Raw genomic sequence first — 24,506 nt, 5'->3', positions numbered from 1 at the left:
TTTTGGCTGTTTTTTCAATGGGTATAGCCCTGTAAATAGATTTACCCTCCGAAATGAAACATTTACCCGCTAAAATAGAGGATTTACCTGCCAAAATCCAAAAATACCCTCCGAAACAGAAGAAATACCCGCCAAAACGATATTATGGAAACTAGCACACTATCATAAGCAAAAAAAAGAAAGGAAAGGCACGCTGCCTTCCTTTCTTTTTAAACTCAAAACGGAATGATCGTTAAGACGAGAGCTACGAGAATCATTACCGCGGTTGCACCACAGGCCCATTTCAGGAAGCCTCGCTGCAAGTCTCCGAAGTCTTCGCCTACCATGCCGACTAATAGATAAGTAGAAGGGACCAATGGACTTAATAGATGGACCGGCAATCCTAAAAGAGAAGCGCGTCCGATCATGGCTGGATCAATGCCGTATCCAGCAGCTGCTTTGGCAAGCAAAGGCAGGACGCCGTAATAAAAGGCATCATTGGACATGAAAAAGGTAAACGGTGCAGAGATGATGGCTGTAATGAGCGCAAAGTGTGAACCCAATGCATCAGGGACATGTGTGATCATTGTGTTGGCCATAGCATCTACCATTTTTGTACCTGAAAGAATGCCTGTGAAAATACCTGCGGCAAAAACCATCGTGACGACAGATAAGGCGTTATCAGCATAGTTGGCGATTCTTTCTTTCTGGTCACGCAGTTTTGGATAATTCATCGTAATGGCAATAGCAAAGCCAATCATAAATAAAACAGTTGTTGGCAAAAGTTCCTTGATCAATGCAACAAGAAGCAGGATCGTTAGCAGATAGTTCACTACGATGAGCTTTGGACGCTTTAAACCGACAGCGTCAGCATCAACAGCAGCGGCCTGCATCGCCATTGTTTTATAATCAATCTCAAGAACACCTACACGGCTGCGTTCCTTTTTTCCGAGAATAAAGGCCATGAACAGGACGAACACTACGCCGCCGATCATGGATGGAATTACAGGCGTAAAGATATCAGACATCTCGAGATGCAGCGCTGTCATCGCTCTGGCAGTAGGACCGCCCCATGGAAGGAGGTTCATCACACCGGAGGCAGATACGGCAATACCGGCCAAAACAAGAGGCCTCATGCCAATTCTTTTGTACAATGGAAGCATTGCTGAGATGGTGATCATGTAGGTCGTCGTGCCGTCACCATCTAACGAAATTAACAAAGCCAGTACTGCTGTTCCGATGGCAATCTTTACAGGATCTCCTTTTACAAATTTCAGAATGCTTGAGATAATGGGATCAAACACACCGGCATCAATCATAATGCCGAAGAAGAGAATGGCGAACAGGATCATGATTCCTGTAGGCGCTACACTTTTTATGCCCTCTAGCGCCATCGGTCCGATATCTTTGCCGAATCCGCCAATCAAGGCGAAAACTACAGGGACAACCATCAAGGCGATCATGGCGGTCAGGCGTTTTGTCATAATTAAAACCATGAATGTAAGTATCATTAAAAAACCTAATAATGCGAGCATCGTCTTCACCCCTTTTGTAAGTAAGTTGAGTGTAAACGAAATATTCTGAAATGAAAACGTTTTCAAAATAAAGTTATTAAAGTACTTTAAATTAATTTTGTACATAAAGTTCATGAGAAAACTAAAAGAGGACGGCGATTTCGCCATCCTCCTACAGGGGATAATATTTCTTTTCGGGGCGGCCGACAATACCGTAGACAACTTCGGCTTTGGATTCGTTTATGGAGGAGAGGTACTCGAGATACCGTCGAGCAGTAATTCTTGAAGCTCCAATCTCGTTTCCGACTTCCTCTGCAGAAAGCCCGTCCCTTTTTGCCTGAAGGACGGCCTTCACTTTGCCCAGTGTGATCTCATCGATTCCTTTTGGGAAGGCGGTTCCTTTTTTGGATGGCTCAAGTTTCCTCTTATCAAAAATCAAATCAATCAGGTTTTGATTCACTTGTTCGCTGGAAGAAAGGAGGGCATGCTTTTTAATAAATGACTGGATGATCTCATCAAATCGTTCCCGGCTCACGGGTTTGATTAAATAATTCTCCGCGCCATATCCCAGGGCTTTCTCAAGGTACTCCTTTTCCGTCGCGGCTGTAATCATGATAATACTCAGTTTGGGAAAGTGCTCACGGATGAGAGGGAGGAGCTCAGAGCCCAGCATATCAGGCAGATACACATCAAGAAGAAGCAGGTCGGGTTCCGTTGTTTTCAGCAATTGCAGCGTCTGTTCTCCGGTCAAGGCCTTTCCAACCACCTCAATCTCATTGAATTTCTTCAAAAACTTTTCATGTATATCGGCTATTCGAAAATCATCTTCGGCTATGGCTGCTTTGATCATATGAATCAGCTCCCTTATCATTCTTAGGAAGATACACCGTAAATACAGTACCAGTGCCTGGATTACTTTGCACTTCAATTATTCCATTCATATCCCGTACAGCTTCGTCCGCATTTGATAAGCCATATCCTCTTGGTTCATCTCCGTCTTTAGAAGTGTAGCCCCGATTGAAGAGAAGCGGTATTTCTTTAACGTTTATTCCTTTGCCATTATCCTCAATTTCAAAAATAATTTCACTGCCGATATCGGTAACAAAAAGCGTGACTTTCGGACTCTTCACATGATAAACCGCTTCGAAAGCGTTATCAATTAAATTTCCAAGAATAACAATTAAGCTGGAGAGCTTGAAGTGTGCCGGCAGTTCTTCCAGAAAACTATCAGAAGCGATCTCAAACTGTATTTTTTTCTCAGAAGCTTTTCCCAGCTTGCCTAATAGAATCGCTTGTACTTTTGTATCTTTAATTTGGTTAAAGACGACGGAATTTTGAAATTGCAGGACCTGTGTTTCGCTTTGGATCATACTGATGGCCTGCTCATATTCACCAAGCTGCAAGAGACCATACAGAACGTATAGTTTATTAGTAAACTCATGGGTTTGCGAACGCAGGTCTTCAGAATACTGTTTGACTTCAGAAAGGGTATTGATCATCTGCTCCACCTCTGTTTTGTCCCGGAAGGAAGCAACCACGCCGCTGATCTTGTTTTGATGAAAGAGAGGGGTACAGTTAACGATCACTGTTTTATCTTTCCAAAACATCTCTTTATCACTTTGGGGATTACCGTGCTTTAACACCTCATAAAGATAAGCGGAAGGAAAGAGGCCGTCCACTTTCATATGCCGGACAGATCCTTCAATATCGAGCAGCTTCTTGGCCGATTGATTCATATTCGTTATCCGTCCTTCTTTATCAATGGCCAAGATGCCCTCTTTAACGGAATGATACACAGCGTTCTTTTCTTTATACAGTGCGGCGATCTCATACGGTTCAAGCCCCATCGTATCTCGCCGGATATCTCTAGAAAGGATATAGCTCCCAATCACAGAAACCAGCAGTGCGATGAGAGAAACAAAAAGGACTTTTAAGAAGTTGTTCATGATCTGTTCATGAATGTCTTCCAACAAAAATCCTACGGAAACGAGGCCGATGATCTTTCCTTGCTGGTTATAGATCGGGGATTTTCCTCTGAGAGAGGGACCGAGAGAACCTTTTGCCTGTGAAACATAATACTCCCCTTTAAGAGCTCTGTCATTATCGCCCCCAGTCATTTTTCTTCCGATTTCTGAAGGGATGGGATGTGAATAGCGGATGCCGGATGTGTTGCCGACCACAATGAATTCAGCACCAGTATGTTTACGTATCTTTTCAACGAGAGGCTGTATCGTTTTGGATGGATCGCTCGATTTGAAAGCATCAATAACCGTAGGCATGAAGGATATGGATTTTGATAGCTCGAGGGCCAGCCGTCCTTTATTTTCTTCAATTTGTTTACTCTCTTTATAACTGAAATACCCTGTCAGCAACAAGATCAGCAATGCACCCAATAGCAGGACGAGCCCGAGTATTTTAATCTGCAGCGAAACTTTTATGGCTTTCAGGCGGCATTCCTCCTTGTTTCTTTGTTTCTACTATACGCCAAAGTTTCTGTATCCTTCAAATGGATATTGTTTGGATGGCCTGCCTGGGCGATGATGCGATTTACCCGCCGGAATGAGTGACTTACCCGCGGAAGCAGAAATGTACCCGCCAAAATTTGAAAATACCCGCGGAAACAGCAGAAATACCCGCCAAAACGGCATTATGGAAACTAGCAACGCTCCCATCAGCATTCATTCAATCACAAAAAAACCGGCCTGAGGCAGTTGCCCCTAAAGAACCGGTTTTTACTTTAAACTTAGAGCTTAAATGAACTTTTCAATGATACGATGCGGTTGAACACGATCTTGTCCTCGACCGTATGCTTTGGATCGACGTTAAAATAGCCGTGACGGAAGAACTGGAACTTGTCCTGCGGCTTCGCGTCCGTCATGTTTGGCTCGATGAACCCTTCTTGGATGGTCAATGAGTCTTCGTTGACAAAATCGATAAACGTTTTGTCTTCACTCTCATCAGCAGCCTTCAGATCTTCATCGCGGATCAACGGCTCGTATAATCGGAACTCAGCTGGAATGGCCTGTGACGCATCCACCCAGTGAAGGGTCCCTTTTACTTTACGGCCTGTAAAACCGCTGCCGCTCTTCGTTTCCACATCATACGTACAGTGAAGCTCGATGACATTTCCATCCTCGTCTTTGATGACATCCTCACATTTAATGAAGTACGCATGCTTTAAGCGGACTTCGTTGCCAGGGAAGAGGCGGAAGTATTTCTTTGGAGGGTTCTCCATGAAGTCATCCTGTTCCACATAGATCTCACGTGAAAAAGGAATTTGGCGTGTGCCCATTTCAGGGTTTTCAGGGTTGATTTCCGCATCCAGCATTTCAACTTGTCCTTCAGGATAGTTCGTAATGACAACTTTTAACGGATTCAGGATACCCATCGTACGAGGAGCCTTCATCTTTAGGTCTTCACGCACAAAGTGCTCAAGCATCGCTTCGTCTACAGCACCGGATCCTTTGGAAACACCGGTCGCCTGTACAAATTCACGGATCGCTTCAGGGGTATATCCTTTGCGGCGAAGTCCGGAAATGGTCGGCATGCGAGGATCATCCCAGCCGTCAACATAGCCTTCGTCAACAAGCTGTTTTAATTTACGTTTGCTCATGACTGTATTTTCGATATTCAGACGGCCGAACTCGATTTGCTGAGGCTGGCTTTCCATCTCGCACTCTTCTACCACCCAGTTATAAAGAGGACGCTGTTCTTCAAACTCAGTCGTACAAAGAGAGTGTGTTACACCCTCAATGGCATCCTCAAGCGGATGAGCGAACGCGTACATTGGGTAGATGCACCAAGCGTCTCCTGTATTATGGTGGGTCGCGTGGGATACACGGTAGATCACCGGATCACGCATGTTAATGTTCCCGGACGCCATGTCGATTTTGGCGCGGAGCACTTTTTCACCATTCTGGAATTCGCCTTTGCGCATGCGGTCAAGGAGGTCAAGGTTTTCTTCAACAGAACGGTCACGGTACGGGCTGTCTTTTCCGGGTTCAGTTAACGTTCCGCGATATTCGCGGATCTCATCCGGTGACAAATCATCGACGTATGCTTTTCCTTTTTTGATAAGCAGGACAGCGCGGCTGTACATTTCCTCAAAATAGTCGGAGGCGAAGCGAAGGTTTTCCCATTCATAGCCCAGCCATGCGACATCGTTTTTGATCGAATCGACATACTCACGGTCTTCTTTTAGTGGATTGGTATCGTCGAAGCGAAGGTTGGTCTGCCCGTTAAACTCGTCGGCGAGCCCAAAATTTATAACAATGGATTTGGCGTGCCCGATGTGCAGGTAACCGTTCGGTTCTGGCGGGAAACGAGTGATGACGGTGTCCCGTTTGCCGGATTCCAAATCCTCTTTAATGATGCTTCTAATAAAATTCGAATTTTCTTCCATCCCGTATCAGCCTTTCTGTTAACATTCTATCTCACCATTATATCATTCACAGCAAGGAAACAAAATTACCTTTAGCTACCTTAGCTATTATAAACAAAAAAACCTGTAAATCACGCATCAATCCCCTGTCTTTTTTCGTTTTTTGTCTTTTTTTATAAAATTTTAGAAAACAAGCAGGAATTTTGCGCTAGAAAAAATACGGTAGACGAGTTTAGAAATCTCATGTAAGATATTTTCAGAATATTGATTTTATTTACAATATTTAAATATTGTAGATAGTTTTCATTTTCACAAAAAATAGGGGGATGAGAAAATGAAGAAGAGAAAACTTGCTGGGATCTTTCTTTCCTTGTCATTATCAGCAGGAGTCATGGCGGGCTGCGGTGCAGCATCGACAGGCGGATCAGGAGGAAAAGAAACAATTAAAGTCGGAGCCAACCTTGAGCTCTCGGGAGGCGTAGCTTCCTACGGTCAATCTATCGCAGAAGGCCTTCAGCTTGGATTGGACGAAATCAATAAAAAGGGGATTAAAGGCAAGAAAATCAAGCTTGTGAAAGTAGACAATAAATCGGAAGCGGCAGAAGCGACGAACGGAGCAGTGAAGCTCGTAAGCCAGGATAAAGTAGCGGCAGTAATCGGTGCTGCAACGAGTACGAATACACTGGCTCAGGTACAGATCGCTCAAAGCAACAAAGTTCCGCTCGTCACACCGACAGGAACAAACCCTGATATCACAAATAAAGACGGCAAAGTAAATGATTATGTGTTCCGTACATGTTTCATCGATCCGTTCCAGGGAACAGTGGCTGCGAACTTTGCGACAGATAAATTGAAAACGAGTAAAGCGGCCGTGTTCATCGACAGTGCGAGCGATTATTCCAAAGGGCTGGCTTCAGCGTTTAAATCTGCTTATAAGAAAAATGGCGGCAACATCGTGGCCGAGGAAGCCTATGTCGCTAAAGATACCGACTTCCGTGCTACACTTACCCGCTTAAAAGCAGCAAAACCGGACTTCATTTTCCTTCCTGGCTATTATGAGGAAGTCGGCTTGATCATCAAGCAGGCGCGTGAGATCGGCATTACGGCACCGTTCATGGGCGGAGACGGCTGGGATTCTCCTAAACTTGTAGAGATCGCTGGACCGGAAGCGCTCAATAACACTTACATCACGAACCACTATTCTTCCGGAGACCCTGATAAGAAGATTCAAGACTTTGTAAATGCATTCAAAAAGAAATATAAAGGGAAATCTCCAGATGCCTTCAGTGCACTTGGCTATGATACAGCGTACTACCTTGCTGATGCCATCAAGCGTTCAGGCGATGCCAGCCCTGAAAAAATTGCAAAAGCATTAGCGAAGACAAAAGATCTTTCCCTTGTTTCCGGTAAATTGACATTGGATAAGAAACATGACCCGATCAAATCAGCATCTATTCTTGAGTACAAAGACGGCAAACAAGAGTTTAATACAAAAATCAATCCATAAGAGCAGTTTAACGAATAGGGGGCTCCGTCCCCCTATTCTGTGTTTTCAGGAAATGGACATATTAAGGAGTGTCGGAGATGGAACTCATACAACAGCTGGTCAATGGTATATCACTCGGCAGTATCTATGCCCTCATTGCTCTTGGCTACACGATGGTATATGGAATTGTTAAATTGATCAACTTCGCGCATGGCGATGTTTTTATGGTAGGCGCCTTTGTTGGCTTCTATTCCATTACAGTTTTGCACATCCCGTTTTTCTTATCATTGATTCTTGCCATGGCAGTCTGTGCGATTTTCGGGGTGCTGATCGAACGCATCGCGTATAAACCGCTAAGGAACGCTACTCGGATCGCGGCATTGATTACAGCGATCGGTGTCTCTCTTTTAATTGAGTACGGCTTTATCTATGTAAGGGGTGCACAGCCTGAAGCGTACCCTGGCGATGTATTGCCGGAACATGCTATCCACATTTTTGGCGCGAAAATTAACAGCCAGTCGCTGCTGATCCTCGGTGTTTCGGTAGCGCTCATGATCATTTTACAGTTCATCGTACATAAAACGAAAATAGGTAAAGCAATGCGTGCTGTATCCTTTGATGCTGAAGCAGCACAGCTGATGGGGATTAACGTTGACCGCACAATTTCTGCTACTTTCGCGATCGGCTCTGCGCTTGCAGGGGCAGCGGGTGTTATTTTCGGAGTTTACTATATTAAGATTGAACCTTTAATGGGTGTCATTCCTGGACTAAAAGCCTTTGTTGCCGCTGTTCTTGGGGGAATCGGAATTCTTCCCGGGGCGATGGTGGGAGGATTGCTGCTGGGTGTCATCGAATCGCTCGTCAGTGCGTTTGGTTACTCTTTGTGGCGTGATGGGGCAGCGTTTGTTGTCCTTATCTTGATTCTCATCTTTCTTCCTTCAGGATTGTTCGGCAAATATAAAAGAGAAAAGGTATAAGGGGGAACGAATATGGCGATTTTTAAACAAGCTAAGCTCTTTTGGACATCCATCGTTTTGTCTCTCGTTATCTTTGGTGTTATCCAGTTCATGATCACGGGCCAAATGCTGAACCTCTTTTATGTAAATACACTGATCTTTATTGCTATTAATATCATATTGGCCGTCTCGCTTCACTTGATCATCGGCATTACAGGGCAGTTTTCTATTGGACATGCAGGTTTCCTTGCCGTAGGCGCGTATGCGTCTGGGATTATCACTATGAAACTGGAGCTTCCTTTTGCAGCAGCTCTTCTCGTTGGAGGATTGGTTGCCGCATTGGCGGGCTTTATTATCGGGTTTCCAAGTCTTCGGCTAAAAGGCGATTATCTTGCCATCGCAACTCTTGGATTTGGTGAGATCGTCCGTATTGTGTTTCTGAACCTGGATTATGTAGGCGGAGCGAGCGGCATGCAGGTCAACCACTTGACGACATGGCCGTGGGTCTTCGGCTGTATGCTCATTGCAATTCTTGTTATTGTAAATTTTACAAATTCCACACATGGCCGGGCATGTATTTCCATTCGGGAAGATGAAACCGCGGCTGACGCGATGGGAATCAATACGACCTATTATAAGGTTACTGCCTTTGTCATCGGCGCCTTCTTTGCTGGAATTGCGGGTGGGTTGTATGCTCATAACTTCTACATTATCCAGCCTTCGAACTTTGGATTCCTGAAATCATTTGATATTTTGATTTTCGTTGTACTTGGAGGGCTTGGCTCCTTATCGGGTTCTGTTATTGCAGCGATCCTTCTAACTGTCGTTTCCACGTTCCTGCAGGATTATCCTGAAACGAGGATGATCATCTATAGCATCGTCCTCATTGTTGTCATGCTGTACCGCCCTCAAGGATTGATGGGGACGAAAGAGATTACGTCAATCTTCAGCAAAGGAAAGAAGACGAAGGGAGGAGCGAAGGATGGAAACAAACAAACCGTTGCTTAAAGTAGACAACATCGGTATTCGCTTTGGGGGGCTGAGAGCGGTTTCGAATGTGAACATTGAATTGTTTCCTGGCGAGATGGCAGGACTGATCGGACCTAACGGTGCCGGGAAAACGACCTTCTTTAATATGCTGACCGGGGTTTATGTTCCTACGGAAGGGGAAATCTCGCTGAACGGGAAAAGGCTGAACAACCTTCCTCCTTACAAGATTACGAGAAATGGAATCAGCCGGACGTTCCAGAATATACGGCTGTTTGGGGAACTGTCCGTTATTGATAATGTAAAAGTGGCTTACCATTCGCAGGCTAAACATACTCTTTTAAGCTCGATTTTCAGGCTTCCGGGACATTTTTCCGGAGAAAAGGAAATGGACGTGAAAGCGACAGAGTTCTTGAAGATTTTTAATTTGGACAGATTTAAAGATGAAAAGGCGAAGAACCTTCCATATGGCCAGCAGCGCCGTCTAGAGATCGCGCGTGCCCTGGCCGCCAACCCGAAGCTCTTGCTGCTCGACGAACCGGCAGCCGGGATGAATCCTCATGAGACAAAAGAATTAATGAATCTGATCGCCTTCATCCGGGAGCAATTCAATCTGACCGTTCTTCTCATTGAACATGATATGCCGCTCGTCATGGGTGTCTGTGAACGGATTTACGTTCTTGACCATGGCCAGCTCATTGCTGAAGGGACACCATCAGAAATTAAGAACAACCCAAAAGTCATCGAAGCGTATCTGGGCGAGGAGGTTTCATAATGCTGAAGGTAGAGGATATTAACGTTTATTACGGCAACATTCAGGCGCTTGAGGGCATATCGCTTGAAATCAATCAAGGCGAGATCGTTACGCTGATCGGTGCGAACGGAGCCGGCAAAAGTACTCTGCTTAAAACTGTTTCCGGACTGTTGAAACCGAAGCAGGGGAAAATCCTTTATGAGGGCAAATCGATCAATGGAAAAGCCGCACAAATGATTGTAAAACAGGGAATCTCTCATGTTCCTGAAGGCCGCCGTGTGTTTGCGAATATGACCGTAGAGGAAAATCTTCAGCTCGGCGCGTTCTTAAGGAAAGATAAAGACGGGATTAAGCAGGACCTGGAAAAGGTGTATGAGCTTTTTCCAAGACTGCTTGAGCGGCTGAAACAGCAGGCCGGAACACTGTCCGGAGGGGAGCAGCAGATGCTTGCCATGGGGCGGGCATTGATGGCCAGGCCGAGATTGCTGCTGCTTGATGAGCCTTCCATGGGACTGGCGCCGCTGTTGGTTAAGACGATTTTTCGAATAATCGAAGAGATCAACAAAGCGGGAACGACTATTTTACTCGTGGAGCAAAATGCGAATCTGGCGCTTTCCATCGCTAACCGTGCCTATGTCGTAGAGACAGGGCGAATCGTGCTGTCAGGTGATGCAGCGGAGCTCACTTCAAGCGAGCAGGTGAAAATGGCCTATCTTGGCGGACATTAATAAAAGATGCAAAAAAATCGGTTCCTTTTGGAGCCGGTTTTTTTGCATGTACGGTTTATGGGACAGCAAATTATGGATATAAAATAAAGAGTCATTTTACAAGTTACATTCATTGTGTGAAGCTCACGTAAAACGATATAATGCACAGAAAAGCTAATTCAGCAGAAGGGGGGATCAAATGAGGTACTGGATGTATCGGCTGCTTGCGTCAGATCCAGGCAGGAAACGGTTGAGGACAGCGAGTAAAGTGACGCTGAGTGTCATTAGTTCAGTAGTAGTCATGCTGATTATCGTACTGAATGCCGGAGGCCAGATCACAGCAGCTATTTTTGCTGGTGTGGTAGGGATGATGGGGATTCTTGTAGTAAACGATGATACAGAAAAAGAACAGAAACTGACGACCGTTCTGCTTGCCGCCTCGAGTGCATGTTCTCTCGCCACCGGATCATGGCTATCCAAATGGGGGATTGCAGCGGATCTGTTTTTACTTCTTGTTGTATTTTTAGCGCTTTATCTTCAACGTTTTGGAAGCCGCTACTTTTCTATCTGCATGATTGCATTCATGTCCTTTTATTTTGTTATGCTCCTTAAAGTTACTTTCGCTCAGGTTCCCTGGCTGTTTGCTTCCATAGCAACAGGTATTTTATTTGCTTACTTTTATAATTTTATCCTCATTAAGGACAAGCCTGAAGAAGTATTAAAACGTTCCATGGGTTCTTTTCATATACAGGCAAATCTTACGCTGAATATAGTCATTGATATCGTAAGGGATATTAAATTAGATAAGCAGAGGCTGGCAAATCTCGACCGGAATGTCAAAAAGCTCGGAGATTATGCACGTGTAGTCTCAAATGAGCTTGGTTCTACAGATCCAGGAGGTATATGGCCTGGTCTCAGCACCAGCCAGCTTCGCCTGTACATTTTTGATACAGCGATGCTGATGGAAACCTTGTCACCCTCCATACGACGTCTAAAAGAACACCGGGCGCTCGAAAACCATTCAATACGTTCCTCGCTGCTGCTTGTTATTCAATCCATTCGTGAGGCCGAAGTGCTCAACAGGGAACAGGTGCATTACTTGGAGAACGCAGCAGCCAGTTTACAATCGCTCCGGCAGCTGCTTCGTACTTTGAAGCTGGATAAAAGAAATGAAGAATGGCTTTACCTGATCCGGAGGATAGAGTCGATTGCCAATCATATTATTGATGGGGCGTTCGGGCTTCAACAGTCCCTGCAGAGAACAAGCAGTGATGGCGGAACTTCGGATCCGCTTGAAAAAGAAGACACTGAAGAAGATGCAAAGAATGAAGAAGAGGAAGGGATGCGTCCTACGACCAAAAAAGCCATCCAGGCATTGATCGCAGGTGGCTTATCGATTGTGCTCGGCCACATATATTCCCCTGCTCATCAATATTGGATTTTACTGTCCTGTTTTGTTGTCCTTCTCGGAACGGAAACGGTCGGCCGTACGCTTGTCAAAGCTGTACAGCGGAGCGTGGGGACCTTTTTAGGTGCAATAGCCGGCTTCATTATCGCCCTGTATTTAACCGGTATTCAGGATATTATCTTGCTCTTCATTTGTGTTTTCCTGGCTTTTTACTTACTGCCGATTTCTTATACACTGATGATGTTCTGGATCACGATGCTGCTTGCATTGATGTATGATATCCTCCTTGGCGGCATCAATGAGCAATTAATGGCAGCGCGTGTCATTGATACCGTTGCAGGGGTTGGATTGGGGTTTGCGGTATCTGCTCTCGTCTATCCGCAGAGAACACGGGATAAAGTCACAACCTCTACTGTAGAGTACCTGAATTCACTTAAGGAGTACGTGGAAAATTATATTGACCGTTTCAGAGAGAAGCACTCTGCTTTCAACCTTGCGGATCATGCGCTGGAGCTCGATCAGCTGCTGCAGACACTGATAGACGACGCAAGCCCGTTATACAGAGGCTGGTTTGGCCGATCCGGCATTCAGCAGCAGCTCACCGTTCTGACGGCCATCAACTTTTACGCCAAGCATCTGGTTGCTTCTTCAACACGAAAAAGCCAGCTGAACACGGACGAAAAGTTTGAAGAGCTGATAAACCATGTTCAGCTCTCACTGACGGATAATATTGAAGCACTGAGTGCGGTGATCAGAGGAGAAGGGCAGGCACAAATTGTCAATTTGGAAGAGGAACGTAGACAATTGGAACGCCTGCCGGAAGAGTCTAAATCAAGCGAACATGAAATGCTTAACCATCTCCGCCTGTTACACAACGTTCATTATATTTGGCGGATAAATGAGTCCATTGTTTATCTGGCCAGGCAGCTCGGTGCCGAACCGAAAAGCAAAGGTTAGTGAACGGCGTGAGAACGGGATGGTGCACAGTTTTGGCAGGTTTTTTGGTTGAAGCGCTGTTCCGGGGGGAATTTAATGCTGCAGTATTGGCACGTCCGATACTGCTTTTTTCGTGAACGGATGGTTGAAACCAATGTATTTAATATTTTCTCTTGCCGTTCTTCTCTGCTTCCTGACTCCAGCATCTCCCATTCAATCAGATGCCGTTTTACCTTAGAGGGAGCAGGCCGGGAAGGATCTATCTCCTTAAAAGAGTGGTAGCCGAACTGCAAGCCGTCTTCATCTCGGCAAATAAAAAAGACCGGTTTTTGTTCACAAAACCCTTCAACTGTAAACAAGAAGGTTTCGTCACGGATTTTTTCATCTTTCATATCGATTTTTTCTTTATGGATGAGGCGGGACAGCCAGCGGGCCGCCTGCGCCTTAGTAGATTTCATACGCATTTTCCTTTCTTTTATATTCTGTATCCAAACTATGAATCAAAAGAACTAGTCAGTTATTAGATAATTTCGACATATTGTGCCAAAACTCCTCTTGCAATGAAAAAAATTAGCAGGATTCTTTATTTTATGTGAAATCGCTGGGGATATTGACCTAAGTCATCCGATAAAAATAGAGGAAAGGCAGGAGGAGAGCGGTCTTTCAAGAAGTAAATACATACGTGAGTAAACAAGAAGGAGTTAAACATGAATATCATTGATTTTCATTGTGACGCATTATTAAAACTGTATGAAGAAAAAGGGAAGCTAAGCTTTGCATCTGCCCCTGAGCTCGAGACGAATAAGGAGCGGCTGAAAAAGGGGCAGGTAAAAGTGCAGTGTTTTGCTATTTTCATTGAACCTGAGATTCCGTCAGATCAGAAGTTTCAGGCTGCACTTGGCCAGGTGAATCTTTTTTATAAAGAAGTGCTTGGCAAAAATCCAGAGATGAAGCATTTACGCTGCTGGGAAGATTTTGAAAGGATTCAGGATGGCGATATTGGTGCGATGCTGACACTGGAAGGGGTAGATGCCATTGGAAATGATCTCTCCAAATTGCACATCCTCCATCAATTAGGCGTTCTTTCTGTCGGGTTAACGTGGAACACGGCGAACCTGGCTGCCGACGGGGCAGGAGAACCGCGGGGCGGAGGATTGACCGTGTTTGGAAAAGAGGTTGTTGACTTCCATAATAAGCATCAGATTCTAACAGATGTTTCCCATTTAAGTGAAATGGCCTTCTGGGATGTACTCGAGATCGCTGATTATCCGTTTGCCAGCCATTCCAATTCGAAAGAACTTTGTGACCATCCGCGAAATTTAACCGATGAACAGGCGAGTGCGATGTTTGAAAAGGGCGGTACGATTCATGTGGTATATAATCCCCCCTTTATCAATCAAGGTCAGGTCAAAGCATCTATTCCTGACTTAATAAAGCACATTGACCATTTTTGTGGACTGGGTGGAGTGAAACAGATCGGCTTAGGTTCTGATTTCGACGGCATCGCCAACTTTATAACGGATTTGGAGAATGCGGCTAAAAGCCAGAATTTAATCAATGAACTGCTCAAGCACTATTCCGAAGAACAGGTGAGAGGGTTTGCTTTTGATAACTTCATGAATTACCGGCCGAATGTTAGAAAAGTAAAGTAATAGGTTCAAGTCTGAATCGAAGCTGCATATATAGCCGATAAGGCCATTAAAGGAAGGGAGCGATAACACATGCCTTTTGCACAGGTTGAAGACCATGTAGAGCTTTTTTATGAAGAACGGGGAACAGGAACACCTGTTATATTTATCCATGGAGTCTGGATGAGCAGTAAATTTTTTCATAAACAGCTTTCGGCTCCTTCTAAAAGCTACCGAACGATCACACTGGACTTGAGAGGACACGGACAATCCTCCATGGTTCATCACGGACACACAATTGCTCAATATGCGCGCGATGTCCATGCGTTTATTCAGAAGCTGGATTTAAAGAATGTCGTTTTGGCTGGCTGGTCCATGGGAGCTTTTGTGATTTGGGACTATCTGCAGCAATTTGGGGAAGACCACGTAAAAGGGACAGTGATTGTAGATGAACTTGCTTCCGACTTTAAATGGCCGGATTTTCCGATCGGTGCTTTTGATCTGCCGGCACTGACTCAATTTATGAGAGACATTCAAAGTAATCGGAGGGCAGTACTCGAAGGCTTTGTCCCTCTTATGTTTAAAGAGGAGCTGTCTGAGAACGATTTTTCCTGGATGATGGCCGAAGTTACTAAAATGCCGGAGTCGATTGCGAGTGCGGTATTGTTCGACCAATCGATTGTGGATTACCGAGGTTTTTTAAGCAAAATTAAAAAACCGACCTTGCTTTGTTTCGGAAGAGAAGAAAAGCTCATACCTGTAGCAGCAGGTGAACATCTGCGGGAAAACATTTCTGATTCCCGGCTGGAAATCTTTGAGCAAAGCTGCCATTGCCCGTTTCTTGAAGAAAGTGAGAAATTTAATAAGGTCATAGAACAGTTTATTCAAACACTGAATGACTAGAGAAAAGAACCCGCTTTTTCGAGCGGGTTTTGTTATGCACTTGAAATCCATGCAGACAGAAGCGAATGGCAAGCAGGACTCTCATTCCTTTAAACGAAGTGTTAGGTGAACAAATCCTATAAATGGAAGGTGATATCAATGGAAGACAGGGCACTAAAGTATCCGGTTTTAAAAGATGCAGAGGCGTTTTATTATGAAGGCAGCCAGGTGGGGATTTTGGTCTCGCACGGTTTTACTGGTTCAACACAAAGCATGCTGCCTTTGGGCAAGGCTTATGCAGAAGCAGGCTATACCGTTTGCGGTCCCAGGCTTAAAGGGCACGGTACCCATTATGAGGACATGGAACAAAGCAATCATCAGGATTGGATTGCATCTGTGGAGGAAGGATACCAATGGCTGAAGGAACGCTGCGATACGATCTTTGTCACGGGACTTTCCATGGGGGGGACGTTAACTCTTTATCTGGCTGAAAAATATCCGGAAATCAAAGGAATCATACCCATTAATGCGGCTATAGATATCCCGGAGATGGAACCGTTAAAAAATGCTGCAGAGCCCCGTTTTCTGGACGCCATCGGTTCGGATATAAAAAAAGAGGGTATATTAGAACTTGCCTATGAAAAAACACCGGTCCAATCTGTGAAGGAAATTTTAAAGCTTATGGAAGAAGTTAAGAGTCATCTTGACCAGGTAACGTGCCCTGCGTTCATTTTCGTTTCGGAGGAAGACCATGTCGTACCACCGCTGAATTCTCAATTCATCTATGAACAGATCTCTTCAGAGGATAAAGAACTGTATTACATGAGTGACAGCTACCATGTAGCCACCCTCGATCATGATCAGGAAGCTATTATTGAACATACGCTGACCTTCATTCAGAGGCAGCTTGCTAAATGAAATAAGAGGAATCCGGCATAAAAGCCGGCTTCTTTTTATAATCTCGACAATTAATTTATGCCCTCTGAAGTAATCGATGTGTAAAATCACCGCACGCTCCTGCTATCCGAGTACACAATAGACAGCTGGGGCAATTGACAAAATTGGAGGGAACAAAGCAGTGCTTACTTTAATAAAAAATGGAGATGTATACAGCCCGAATCATCTGGGGCAGAAAGATATATTGCTTGCAGGCGGAAAGATCGGCTATATCAGAAAACAGATTGATATTCCGGACAGCTTTGTGCCGATCACTGTTATCGATGCAACAGATAAGCTCGTTGTACCGGGCTTTATCGACTCCCATGTCCACATCACTGGCGGTGGAGGAGAGGGAGGCTTCAAAACACGTACGCCTGAATTGATGCTGACTGATGCTACAACTGCCGGCATTACAACAATGGTCGGGCTGCTTGGGACGGATGGAACGACGAGGAAAATGGAGAGTCTTCTAGCGAAAGCTCATGCCCTTGATGAAGAAGGAATCACCACCTATATCCATTCCGGATCATATCAGCTGCCTGTACGCACCATCACAGGCAAGGTTGAAGAAGATATTATTTTTATCGAGAAGGTCATTGGAGTGGGGGAGATCGCTATCTCAGACCATCGTTCTTCTGAACCGACTTTTGAGGAATTAACGAAGATAGCAGCAGCTGCCCGCAACGGAGGCTTGCTTACAGGGAAAGCCGGTATTCTAGAAGTCCATATTGGGGCCGGTGAATCGAGGGTTCAACCGATAGAGGAACTGATCGAACGAACGAATATACCGATCATGCATTTTCATCCGACTCATATTAACCGTACCGAAGAACTTTTTCATGACGGTATCCGCTTTGCCAAGCGGGGCGGTTTTGTTGATTTGACGACGAGCACCATACCGAAATTCTTAGAAGAGGGCGAAGTGAAATGCAGTAAGGGACTTAAGATGATGCTCGATCAGGGCGTTCCGATCTGGAACATCACGTTCTCATCCGATGGCCAGGCAAGTCTTCCAATTTTTAATGAAGATGGGGAATTTAAAGGGCTGCAGGTAGGAAAAGTTTCTTCGCTGTTTAAAGAAGTCAGAGATGCTGTCCTGCAGGAAGGGGTTTCGCTTGAAGACGCATTAAAGGTGATCACCTCCAACCCCGCCCAAGTATTGAAGCTTAAGAACAAAGGCTTTGTGCATGAGAAGAAGGATGCCGATCTTGTGCTTTTAACTAAAGATACATTGGCTATTGATACGGTTATTGCTAAAGGGCAGGTCATGGTTCAGGATGGTATACCAGTTGTGAAAGGAACATTTGAGTAGAAAACGAAGGAATCAAAGGAAACCATTTGACCCAGTAAGAGTACAAGTAAAATAGATTTCTAAGGTTCTGTCGGGTAATCCTGACAGGACCTTTCATTATTTCCCCTGTTTCATGAATATTCCCTCGGAAATAATCGAAAAACCGCAAATATTGCCCGGGAGTGTTAAGTAATACTTAATCATTAGTTCTTTTAGAGAGGACATTTGTTTTCTCTGTATGGAAAATATCCTTGCATCTTATACTGAAACGCGTAATAATAGTAACTAAAATTTACCGGGCAAATACTAATAGTAGGGGATGTTAAAAATGAAAGTCGTGAAATTCGGTGGTTCATCTTTATCGTGTTCAGAGCAGGTGGAAAAAGTGTTTCATATTGTCGTTTCAGATCCGGAACGTAAAGTAGTCGTGGTGTCAGCCCCGGGAAAACGGTTTGCAGAAGACACAAAGGTTACGGATCTTTTAATAGAATGTGCTGCAGCGTATCTTCAAGGAAGAGAAGACCAAAACGCGTTTCAGGGCATTATTGACCGTTATGAAAGCATTGCTGAAGGTCTTCAGCTTCCAAGGGAACCGGTCGCGGAAATTAAAGAGAACCTCTTGGAATTATTGAACAGAGACCGCAGTAATCCGCAGAAATATATGGATGCAGTAAAGGCGAGCGGGGAGGACAGCCATGCGAGGCTGATTGCGGCTTATTTTCGGCACAAAGGTACAGATGCTCATTATGTTAATCCCGAGGAAGCAGGTCTTCTTGTTACTGACGAGCCGGGAAACGCTCAGCCACTGCCGGAAACCTATGACTCTCTATATAGACTTAGAGACCGGAAAGGTATCATTATTTTCCCGGGTTTTTTTGGCTTTAATCGAGAAGGTGAGATTGTGACCTTTTCCCGGAGCGGCTCAGATATTACCGGTTCTATTCTGGCAAGCGGCATAAAGGCCGATGTTTATGAAAACTTCACGGATGTGGATGCCGTCTATTCAGTAAACCCTACAATTATTAACCGTCCAAAAGAAATAAGTGAAATTACGTACCGTGAAATGCGTGAACTCTCCTATGCAGGTTTTTCTGTATTTCATGATGAAGCGCTCATGCCGGCCTTTAAAGCTGGCATACCTGTCAACGTGAAGAACACGAATCAGCCGAAAAAACCTGGAACCATGATTGTAAAAGAAAGAGAGCTGGCTAATGGCCCTGTTATCGGTATTGCCAGTGATGATGGCTTTTGCAGTATCTATGTAAGCAAATATCTTTTGAACCGCGAGATTGGATTTGGCCGCAGGCTTCTTAGCATTCTGGAGGACTTTCACCTATCGTTTGAGCACATGCCATCAGGAATTGATGACATCTCCATCATTCTCAGGCAGGATCGATTCACTAAATCTGTGGAGGAACAGATTGTTAAAAGGATTAAAGAGGAGCTTCAGGCAGATGATGTAAAAGTAGAACGTGATTTGGCTCTTATCATGATGGTGGGCGAAGGGATGAGAGAAAGTGTAGGAACGGCGGCCCGTGCATCAACGGCTTTGGCCAAAGCGGGAGTTAACATCGAAATGATCAATCAAGGTTCTTCTGAGGTAAGTATGATGTTCGGTGTAAGAGTGAGCGATGAAAGAAAAGCAGTTTTGGCATTGTATGAGGAGTTTTTCGCCGGGGTGGCGGTATAGACAAATTTTCATGGATAAAAGAAAAAAAGGAGCTGATCCAAAAATGGGATCGCTCCTTTTTCTCTACCATATTACAGGCTTGGCAACCATGAACCATAGCATGGCCATCATGAGGGCCATGTAGATCCAAATTGCTTTTTTTAGTTTGGTTACAAGAGGATTCCTTTGTTCCTTAAGGTCTTTAAACCTTCGTATGGTTGGCGAAAAGGCTCTTGCGAGAAAATAAAGCGAGCAGATTAAGATGATGATCGTGGTCAACAGCCATGGCGTTGTCCACGATCGGTTCGTAATCAGCACGAGCAATACCCCGCTGACAACAAGGACATGACCCGCATGCTTGGCAAGACGAACAGCTGCCTTAAAGGAGTCCAAGTAAGCCTCTTCATTGCCAGGACCTGCTGTTCTTAGCTTCTTTAATAAAGGAAGCAAAATAAAGAAAGGCCCGACTGATAAGATAACGCTAAGAATATGAATATAAAGCAAAACACGATAGGCCATGTTCATTGAGAGCTGCTATTACTCTTCCAGCGCGCGGAATTCATGAACCCATACTTTCATGTGAGGCAGCCAAGGCATACCAGGATGGATCGAGAGAATGGAATTTTTATAGCCTTCCACATCTTCAAAGCCTTCCTGTTTTGCATGCTCGTCTGTTAATTCGCCAAGCGCCTGGGAATACACGTTTTCAACAATAAAGTTTGAGCCTTTAAGCTCCATGATTTCCCCGATGTCTGCATATCTGCCGTTGCGGCGAGTGGCTGTTTTTTCTCCTGAAAGTACTTTTTCCACGTCCTCAGGAAGGGTGACTAACCGTTCGATCGTACATGTTTTTGGCGGTAGTTCGCTGTTTTTTATTTCATTGCTCATTTTGGTTCCTCCTTGTTTTGAAGCGCTAGTTCTAATTGCTGATTATTTCCTTCACTCTGCCTACTTGTCCATTTTGGAGCCGTACTTTAATTCCGTGCGGATGGAAAGCAGCGTTCGTCAGGATATCCTTCACAATACCATTTGTGAGTTTGCCACTTCTTTGATCTTGTTTTAAAACAATATTAACCTCGAGTCCTGGAGAGATGTCTTTCCGGTTCTGTCCATTCACTGTAAACACCTCCTGCAGTCCATTTTCTTTTGAATTATATCATTCTTTCCATAAATGAAGGAAATCGAGATGCTTCGAAAAGTTCAAATTATTTAATAAATTATCCAGAAAAGGTATGATTAAGTAAGTAAACAATACATATTATTATATTTTTTTACAGATGGCTCTGGAGGATGATGCAGTCTTGAAAGTCCTGTCGATTTTAAAACCTTACCGCTTGCAGGTTGCTGTTGCTTTGTTTTTGATGCTTGTTGAGCTGGCTGTCGAGCTTTTGCAGCCCTTATTGATCGCCAAAATTATTGATAATGGGATATTGAAAAAAGATCTTGAGGTGGTCATGGTGTGGGGAGGAGTCATGGTTGGCATATCGCTTTGCGCGTTTGCAGCCGGTGTAATCAATTCCTTCTATGCTTCGCATGTCAGTCAAAACTACGGATATGATCTCAGGAAGCATTTGTTTACGGAAATTCAAGCGTTCTCATTTGCGAATTTCAACCTGTTTTCTACTACGTCTCTGATCACAAGAATGACCAATGATGTGACCCAGATGCAAAACACGGTGTTTATGAGTTTGCGGGTCATGCTGAGAGCTCCCTTAATGATCATAGGCGGACTCGTCATGTCATTTGTCGTAGACGCGAAATTGGCCATTTTCATAGCAGTGGCTATTCCAATTTTATTTGTATTTTTAATGTGGGTCTTGAAAAAAGGAGGCGTATTGTTCAAGTCTGTTCAAGAAAACCTGGATAAAGTGAATGGCGTCATGCGGGAAAACCTTTCAGGTATCCGCATCATTAAAGCTTTCTTAAGAAGCAGGCATGAAGTCAAACGGTTTACCGAAGCCAACAGCAAGCTTAAGAATAATACAGCATTCGCATTGAGGCTGATGGAGTCTACGAATCCGATCCTGCTTCTCGTTATGAATATCGCCATCTTATGTATCCTTTGGTTTGGCAGTGTTCAAGTCAATACGGGAGATGCAAAGGTCGGTGATCTAGTAGCCATCATCAACTACAGCACACGAATCACGTCAACTTTTTCTATTTTTTCGTGGATCATCATGGCTTTTTCAAGAGCAAAGGCATCAGGAAACAGGATTTCTGATGTGCTCAATACCGAGGTGGATCTCGTTAACCATGAAGATTCAGAAATAGTCCGTCCTGATTTCAAAGGTGAAATTGAGTTTCAGAAAGTATCCTTTCATTATCCTGGGACGGAAAAACAAGTCCTGGAGCACATTTCATTTAAAGCTGAACCAGGACAGACTGTCGCAGTCATGGGAGCGACAGGGTCCGGAAAGTCGTCGCTGTTTCAGTTGATTCCCCGACTTTATGATGTAGATGAGGGAAAGATTCAGATTGATGGAATGGATATATCACGCATAAAGCTCGAGCATCTAAGAAGTGCGATCGGCCTTGTTCCTCAGGAAGCCCTTCTTTTCACAGGAACCGTAAAGGAGAATATAGCGTGGGGAAAAGAAAACGCCACCGAGGAAGAGATTAGGGCAGCTGCTGAGAATTCCCAGATTGCTGAAACCATAGCGTCTCTGCCAAAACAATATGAAACCAAACTCGGGCAAAAAGGGGTCAATTTATCTGGGGGACAAAAACAGCGTCTTTCCATTGCACGGGCTTTAGTCAGAAAGCCGAAGATTCTGCTGCTTGATGACAGTACAAGTGCTCTTGATTTGAAAACAGAAGGAAAACTCCTCGGTGCACTGAGAAACTATCCTTCTACGATCCTGATTATCACTCAAAAGATTGCTACAGCAATGGAAGCGGATAAAATCCTGCTGATTGAAAACGGCAAGCTGCTGATGGAAGGAAAACATGAGGACCTGCTGCTGCGCTCCAGCCTGTATCAGCAAATCTTCGAATCTCAGTTTGGAGAGGAGTCGTTAAAGCATGCTCAAGGGTTTGAATGAACCGTTCCGGCATAAAAGGGCTGTCGTTCAAGAGGTGATGGCGAAGGAAGCCGTACCGAGAAGAAAAAAAGAGAAAGCAAAGGATTGGCGAAGAACACTTCAGCAGATCTGGAGCTATCTGGCCCGTGAGAAGGGTCGCTTATGGCTCGTCCTCTTCATGGTTGTCCTAAGTTCAATTCTCGGTCTTCTTGGCCCTTTTTTGATCGGAAAGGCCATTGACCATTATATTATTACAAAAGAAAACAGCGGCCTTTTAAGGCTTCTTGCCGGTTTACTGGCTATTTATATCCTGAACTCCGGAGCGCTATGGCTTCAGAACTACTGGATGATCGGAATTGCACAGAATACGGTCTTCTCGATGAGGACTCAGCTGTTTCGCCATCTTCACAAATTGCCGATCCCGTTCTTCGATCAGCGCCAGTATGGAGAAATCATGAGCCGGGTCATCAATGATATTGAGAATGTAAGCTCCACACTTAACTCTTCGGTCATCCAGATTTTCTCCAGTGTACTGACTCTGTTAGGAACAATTGGATTCATGCTTTGGCTGAGCCCGCTCCTAACTGCGATCACCCTTGTGATTGTGCCGGTTATGTTCCTTGGTATGCGGTGGATCACAAGCCGTACAGGCCGATTATTTAAGGAACAGCAGAGAAACCTTGGGGAACTGAACGGTTATATCGAGGAAACCGTTTCAGGACAGCGGATCGTAAAAGCCTTCTCTCAGGAAGATCGTGTGATTGCTGAGCTTTTGGCGAAAAATGATAAATTAAAGGAATCCGGGTTTTGGGCACAAACGTATTCAGGTTTCATTCCCAAACTGATGAATGTTTTGAATAACGTCAGCTTTGCTTTAATTGCCGGGGCAGGTGGCGTTTTAGCTTTAAAAGGGATGGTCACGATCGGGACCATCGTAATCTTTGCCGAATACTCGAGGCAGTTTACCCGCCCGCTGAATGATCTTTCCAACCAGTTTAATACGCTCTTATCAGCTGTTGCAGGAGCGGAGCGGGTGTTTGAAGTGCTGGATGAGGAAGAAGAGACGAAAGATGAAGAAGGAAACGAAGATCTGGAGGGTGTTCATGGAGAGATTGAATTTAAGGATGTCTCATTCTCCTATGAAGAAGGAGGCAATACCGTCAATGATATTTCATTTCATGCCTCACCAGGTGAAACGGTCGCCTTGGTCGGTCCGACGGGAGCGGGGAAAACGACGATCATCAATCTTTTGTCCCGTTTTTATGATGCGAACAGCGGAAGCATTCTCGTGGACGGGCGCGAAATCACGGGGATTAAGCGCAAGGCACTTCGGGAGCATATGGGATTTGTGCTGCAGGATCCGTTCCTCTTTGAAGGGACCATTATGGAAAACATCCGTTACGGAAGGCTGGATGCTTCTGATGAGGAAGTCAGGGAAGCAGCAAAAGAGGCGAATGCCCACTCCTTTATTACAAAACTTGCTAATGGGTACGAGACCATGGTTGAACAGGATGGCAGCGGCATCAGCCAGGGGCAGAAGCAGCTGTTAAGCATCGCAAGAGCCATCCTGTCCAATCCTGTCATCCTCGTTTTGGATGAAGCGACGAGCAGCATTGATACGATCACAGAGATGAAAATTCAGGAAGCCTTGCAGCGGCTCATGGAAGGCAAGACGAGCTTTATTATCGCCCACAGGCTGAACACCATTCAAAAAGCCGATCAGATCCTCGTGTTAAAAGACGGAGGAATACTTGAAAGAGGCTCTCACGATGAACTTCTGAAGCAAAAAGGCTTTTACTCCGAGCTTTACCACAGCCAGCTCCAAAGGGAGATCGGCTAGGAAGTTACCATTCAGGTGCCTGGCACTGTAATCCAGTGCCAGGCACCTGTTTATAGTTGTTCGATGCAGGGAATAGAATCGTACTGTTATAAAGTACGGCCAAGGCTGATGGAGTCATTTAGGAGGACA

At 44.8% G+C, this 24,506-nt stretch carries 21 protein-coding genes; 13 read left to right on the top strand and 8 right to left on the bottom strand.

Going from position 1 to position 24,506, the window contains the following annotated elements; all coding sequences use genetic code 11:
* Positions 1-215: 215 nt before the first annotated feature.
* From OKX00_RS20315 to OKX00_RS20300, 4 genes are all read right to left on the bottom strand, one after another.
* Positions 216-1,514, bottom strand: coding sequence for a CitMHS family transporter (locus OKX00_RS20315; protein WP_265408602.1), 1,299 nt, complete (start codon positions 1,512-1,514; stop codon positions 216-218).
* Between the two features lie 151 nt (positions 1,515-1,665).
* Positions 1,666-2,343 (bottom strand): response regulator, encoded by a 678-nt coding sequence (locus OKX00_RS20310; protein ID WP_265408601.1) that lies wholly within the window; start codon positions 2,341-2,343, stop codon positions 1,666-1,668.
* The gene (locus OKX00_RS20305) at positions 2,315-3,940 is read right to left on the bottom strand and encodes an ATP-binding protein (RefSeq protein ID WP_265410598.1); all 1,626 of its coding nucleotides are present in this window, start codon (positions 3,938-3,940) and stop codon (positions 2,315-2,317) included. The genes OKX00_RS20310 and OKX00_RS20305 overlap by 29 nt, the downstream gene beginning before the upstream one ends.
* Before the next feature lie 296 nt (positions 3,941-4,236).
* Positions 4,237-5,895, bottom strand: coding sequence for a glutamine--tRNA ligase/YqeY domain fusion protein (locus OKX00_RS20300; protein WP_265408600.1), 1,659 nt, complete (start codon positions 5,893-5,895; stop codon positions 4,237-4,239).
* A 313-nt stretch (positions 5,896-6,208) separates the two neighbouring features.
* Here OKX00_RS20300 and OKX00_RS20295 point away from each other — a divergent pair, with 313 nt between their 5' ends.
* The 6 genes from OKX00_RS20295 to OKX00_RS20270 all read left to right on the top strand — a co-directional run bounded on the left by OKX00_RS20295 (position 6,209) and on the right by OKX00_RS20270 (position 13,129).
* A complete protein-coding gene (locus OKX00_RS20295; protein ID WP_053355776.1) occupies positions 6,209-7,381 on the top strand; it encodes an ABC transporter substrate-binding protein in 1,173 nt (390 codons plus the stop codon).
* A gap of 77 nt (positions 7,382-7,458) precedes the next feature.
* Positions 7,459-8,337: a branched-chain amino acid ABC transporter permease gene (locus OKX00_RS20290; protein WP_053355775.1), complete on the top strand. Its 879-nt coding sequence runs from the start codon at positions 7,459-7,461 to the stop codon at positions 8,335-8,337.
* Positions 8,338-8,349: 12 nt separating this feature from the next.
* Positions 8,350-9,324, top strand: coding sequence for a branched-chain amino acid ABC transporter permease (locus OKX00_RS20285; protein ID WP_053355774.1), 975 nt, complete (start codon positions 8,350-8,352; stop codon positions 9,322-9,324).
* Entirely contained in the window at positions 9,299-10,078 is a 780-nt protein-coding gene (locus OKX00_RS20280; RefSeq protein WP_265408599.1) for an ABC transporter ATP-binding protein, read from the top strand. Before OKX00_RS20285 ends, OKX00_RS20280 begins: the two co-directional genes overlap by 26 nt.
* Positions 10,078-10,785 (top strand): ABC transporter ATP-binding protein, encoded by a 708-nt coding sequence (locus OKX00_RS20275; RefSeq protein WP_053355772.1) that lies wholly within the window; start codon positions 10,078-10,080, stop codon positions 10,783-10,785. Before OKX00_RS20280 ends, OKX00_RS20275 begins: the two co-directional genes overlap by 1 nt.
* 178 nt (positions 10,786-10,963) lie before the next feature.
* Positions 10,964-13,129, top strand: coding sequence for an FUSC family protein (locus OKX00_RS20270; protein ID WP_265408598.1), 2,166 nt, complete (start codon positions 10,964-10,966; stop codon positions 13,127-13,129).
* Here OKX00_RS20270 and OKX00_RS20265 read toward each other — a convergent pair.
* Complete coding sequence (locus OKX00_RS20265; RefSeq protein WP_053355770.1) at positions 13,126-13,566, bottom strand: hypothetical protein; 441 nt, start codon at positions 13,564-13,566, stop codon at positions 13,126-13,128. The two genes, OKX00_RS20270 and OKX00_RS20265, sit on opposite strands and share 4 nt — an antisense overlap.
* A 249-nt stretch (positions 13,567-13,815) precedes the next feature.
* Here OKX00_RS20265 and OKX00_RS20260 point away from each other — a divergent pair, with 249 nt between their 5' ends.
* The 5 genes from OKX00_RS20260 (at position 13,816) to OKX00_RS20240 (ending at position 19,538) form a co-directional block, all read left to right on the top strand.
* On the top strand, positions 13,816-14,760 hold the full coding sequence (locus tag OKX00_RS20260) for a dipeptidase (RefSeq protein WP_265408597.1): 945 nt from the start codon (positions 13,816-13,818) through the stop codon (positions 14,758-14,760).
* 69 nt (positions 14,761-14,829) lie between these two features.
* Positions 14,830-15,639, top strand: a complete 810-nt coding sequence (locus tag OKX00_RS20255) for an alpha/beta fold hydrolase (protein ID WP_265408596.1) — start codon at positions 14,830-14,832, stop codon at positions 15,637-15,639.
* Positions 15,640-15,777: 138 nt separating this feature from the next.
* Complete coding sequence (locus tag OKX00_RS20250) at positions 15,778-16,536, top strand: alpha/beta hydrolase (RefSeq protein ID WP_265408595.1); 759 nt, start codon at positions 15,778-15,780, stop codon at positions 16,534-16,536.
* Positions 16,537-16,696: 160 nt separating this feature from the next.
* The gene (gene iadA, locus OKX00_RS20245) at positions 16,697-17,869 is read left to right on the top strand and encodes a beta-aspartyl-peptidase (protein WP_091007737.1); all 1,173 of its coding nucleotides are present in this window, start codon (positions 16,697-16,699) and stop codon (positions 17,867-17,869) included.
* Between the two features lie 307 nt (positions 17,870-18,176).
* A complete protein-coding gene (locus OKX00_RS20240) occupies positions 18,177-19,538 on the top strand; it encodes an aspartate kinase (protein ID WP_265408594.1) in 1,362 nt (453 codons plus the stop codon).
* Positions 19,539-19,601: 63 nt separating this feature from the next.
* Here the strand turns inward: OKX00_RS20240 and OKX00_RS20235 are convergent, their stop codons facing one another.
* From OKX00_RS20235 to OKX00_RS20225, 3 genes are read right to left on the bottom strand one after another with little or no spacing between them, the layout of a single operon-like run.
* Entirely contained in the window at positions 19,602-20,036 is a 435-nt protein-coding gene (locus OKX00_RS20235) for a hypothetical protein (RefSeq protein WP_265410597.1), read from the bottom strand.
* 18 nt (positions 20,037-20,054) lie between these two features.
* A complete protein-coding gene (locus OKX00_RS20230) occupies positions 20,055-20,405 on the bottom strand; it encodes an ASCH domain-containing protein (protein ID WP_265408593.1) in 351 nt (116 codons plus the stop codon).
* Between the two features lie 31 nt (positions 20,406-20,436).
* The gene (locus tag OKX00_RS20225) at positions 20,437-20,634 is read right to left on the bottom strand and encodes a YwbE family protein (RefSeq protein ID WP_091007749.1); all 198 of its coding nucleotides are present in this window, start codon (positions 20,632-20,634) and stop codon (positions 20,437-20,439) included.
* Positions 20,635-20,794: 160 nt separating this feature from the next.
* Here OKX00_RS20225 and OKX00_RS20220 point away from each other — a divergent pair, with 160 nt between their 5' ends.
* Both OKX00_RS20220 and OKX00_RS20215 read left to right on the top strand, forming a co-directional pair.
* Positions 20,795-22,558 (top strand): ABC transporter ATP-binding protein, encoded by a 1,764-nt coding sequence (locus tag OKX00_RS20220; RefSeq protein ID WP_265408592.1) that lies wholly within the window; start codon positions 20,795-20,797, stop codon positions 22,556-22,558.
* Entirely contained in the window at positions 22,539-24,377 is a 1,839-nt protein-coding gene (locus OKX00_RS20215) for an ABC transporter ATP-binding protein (protein WP_265408591.1), read from the top strand. The genes OKX00_RS20220 and OKX00_RS20215 overlap by 20 nt, the downstream gene beginning before the upstream one ends.
* The last annotated feature ends 129 nt before the right edge of the window (positions 24,378-24,506 follow it).

This window comes from Fictibacillus sp. KU28468 (genome assembly GCF_026153615.1).
GTDB classification, from domain to species: Bacteria; Bacillota; Bacilli; order Bacillales; family Fictibacillaceae; genus Fictibacillus_C; species Fictibacillus_C marinisediminis.
The sequence above is the reverse complement of the archived record's forward strand: the minus strand, read 5'-3'. Positions and strand labels throughout refer to the sequence as shown.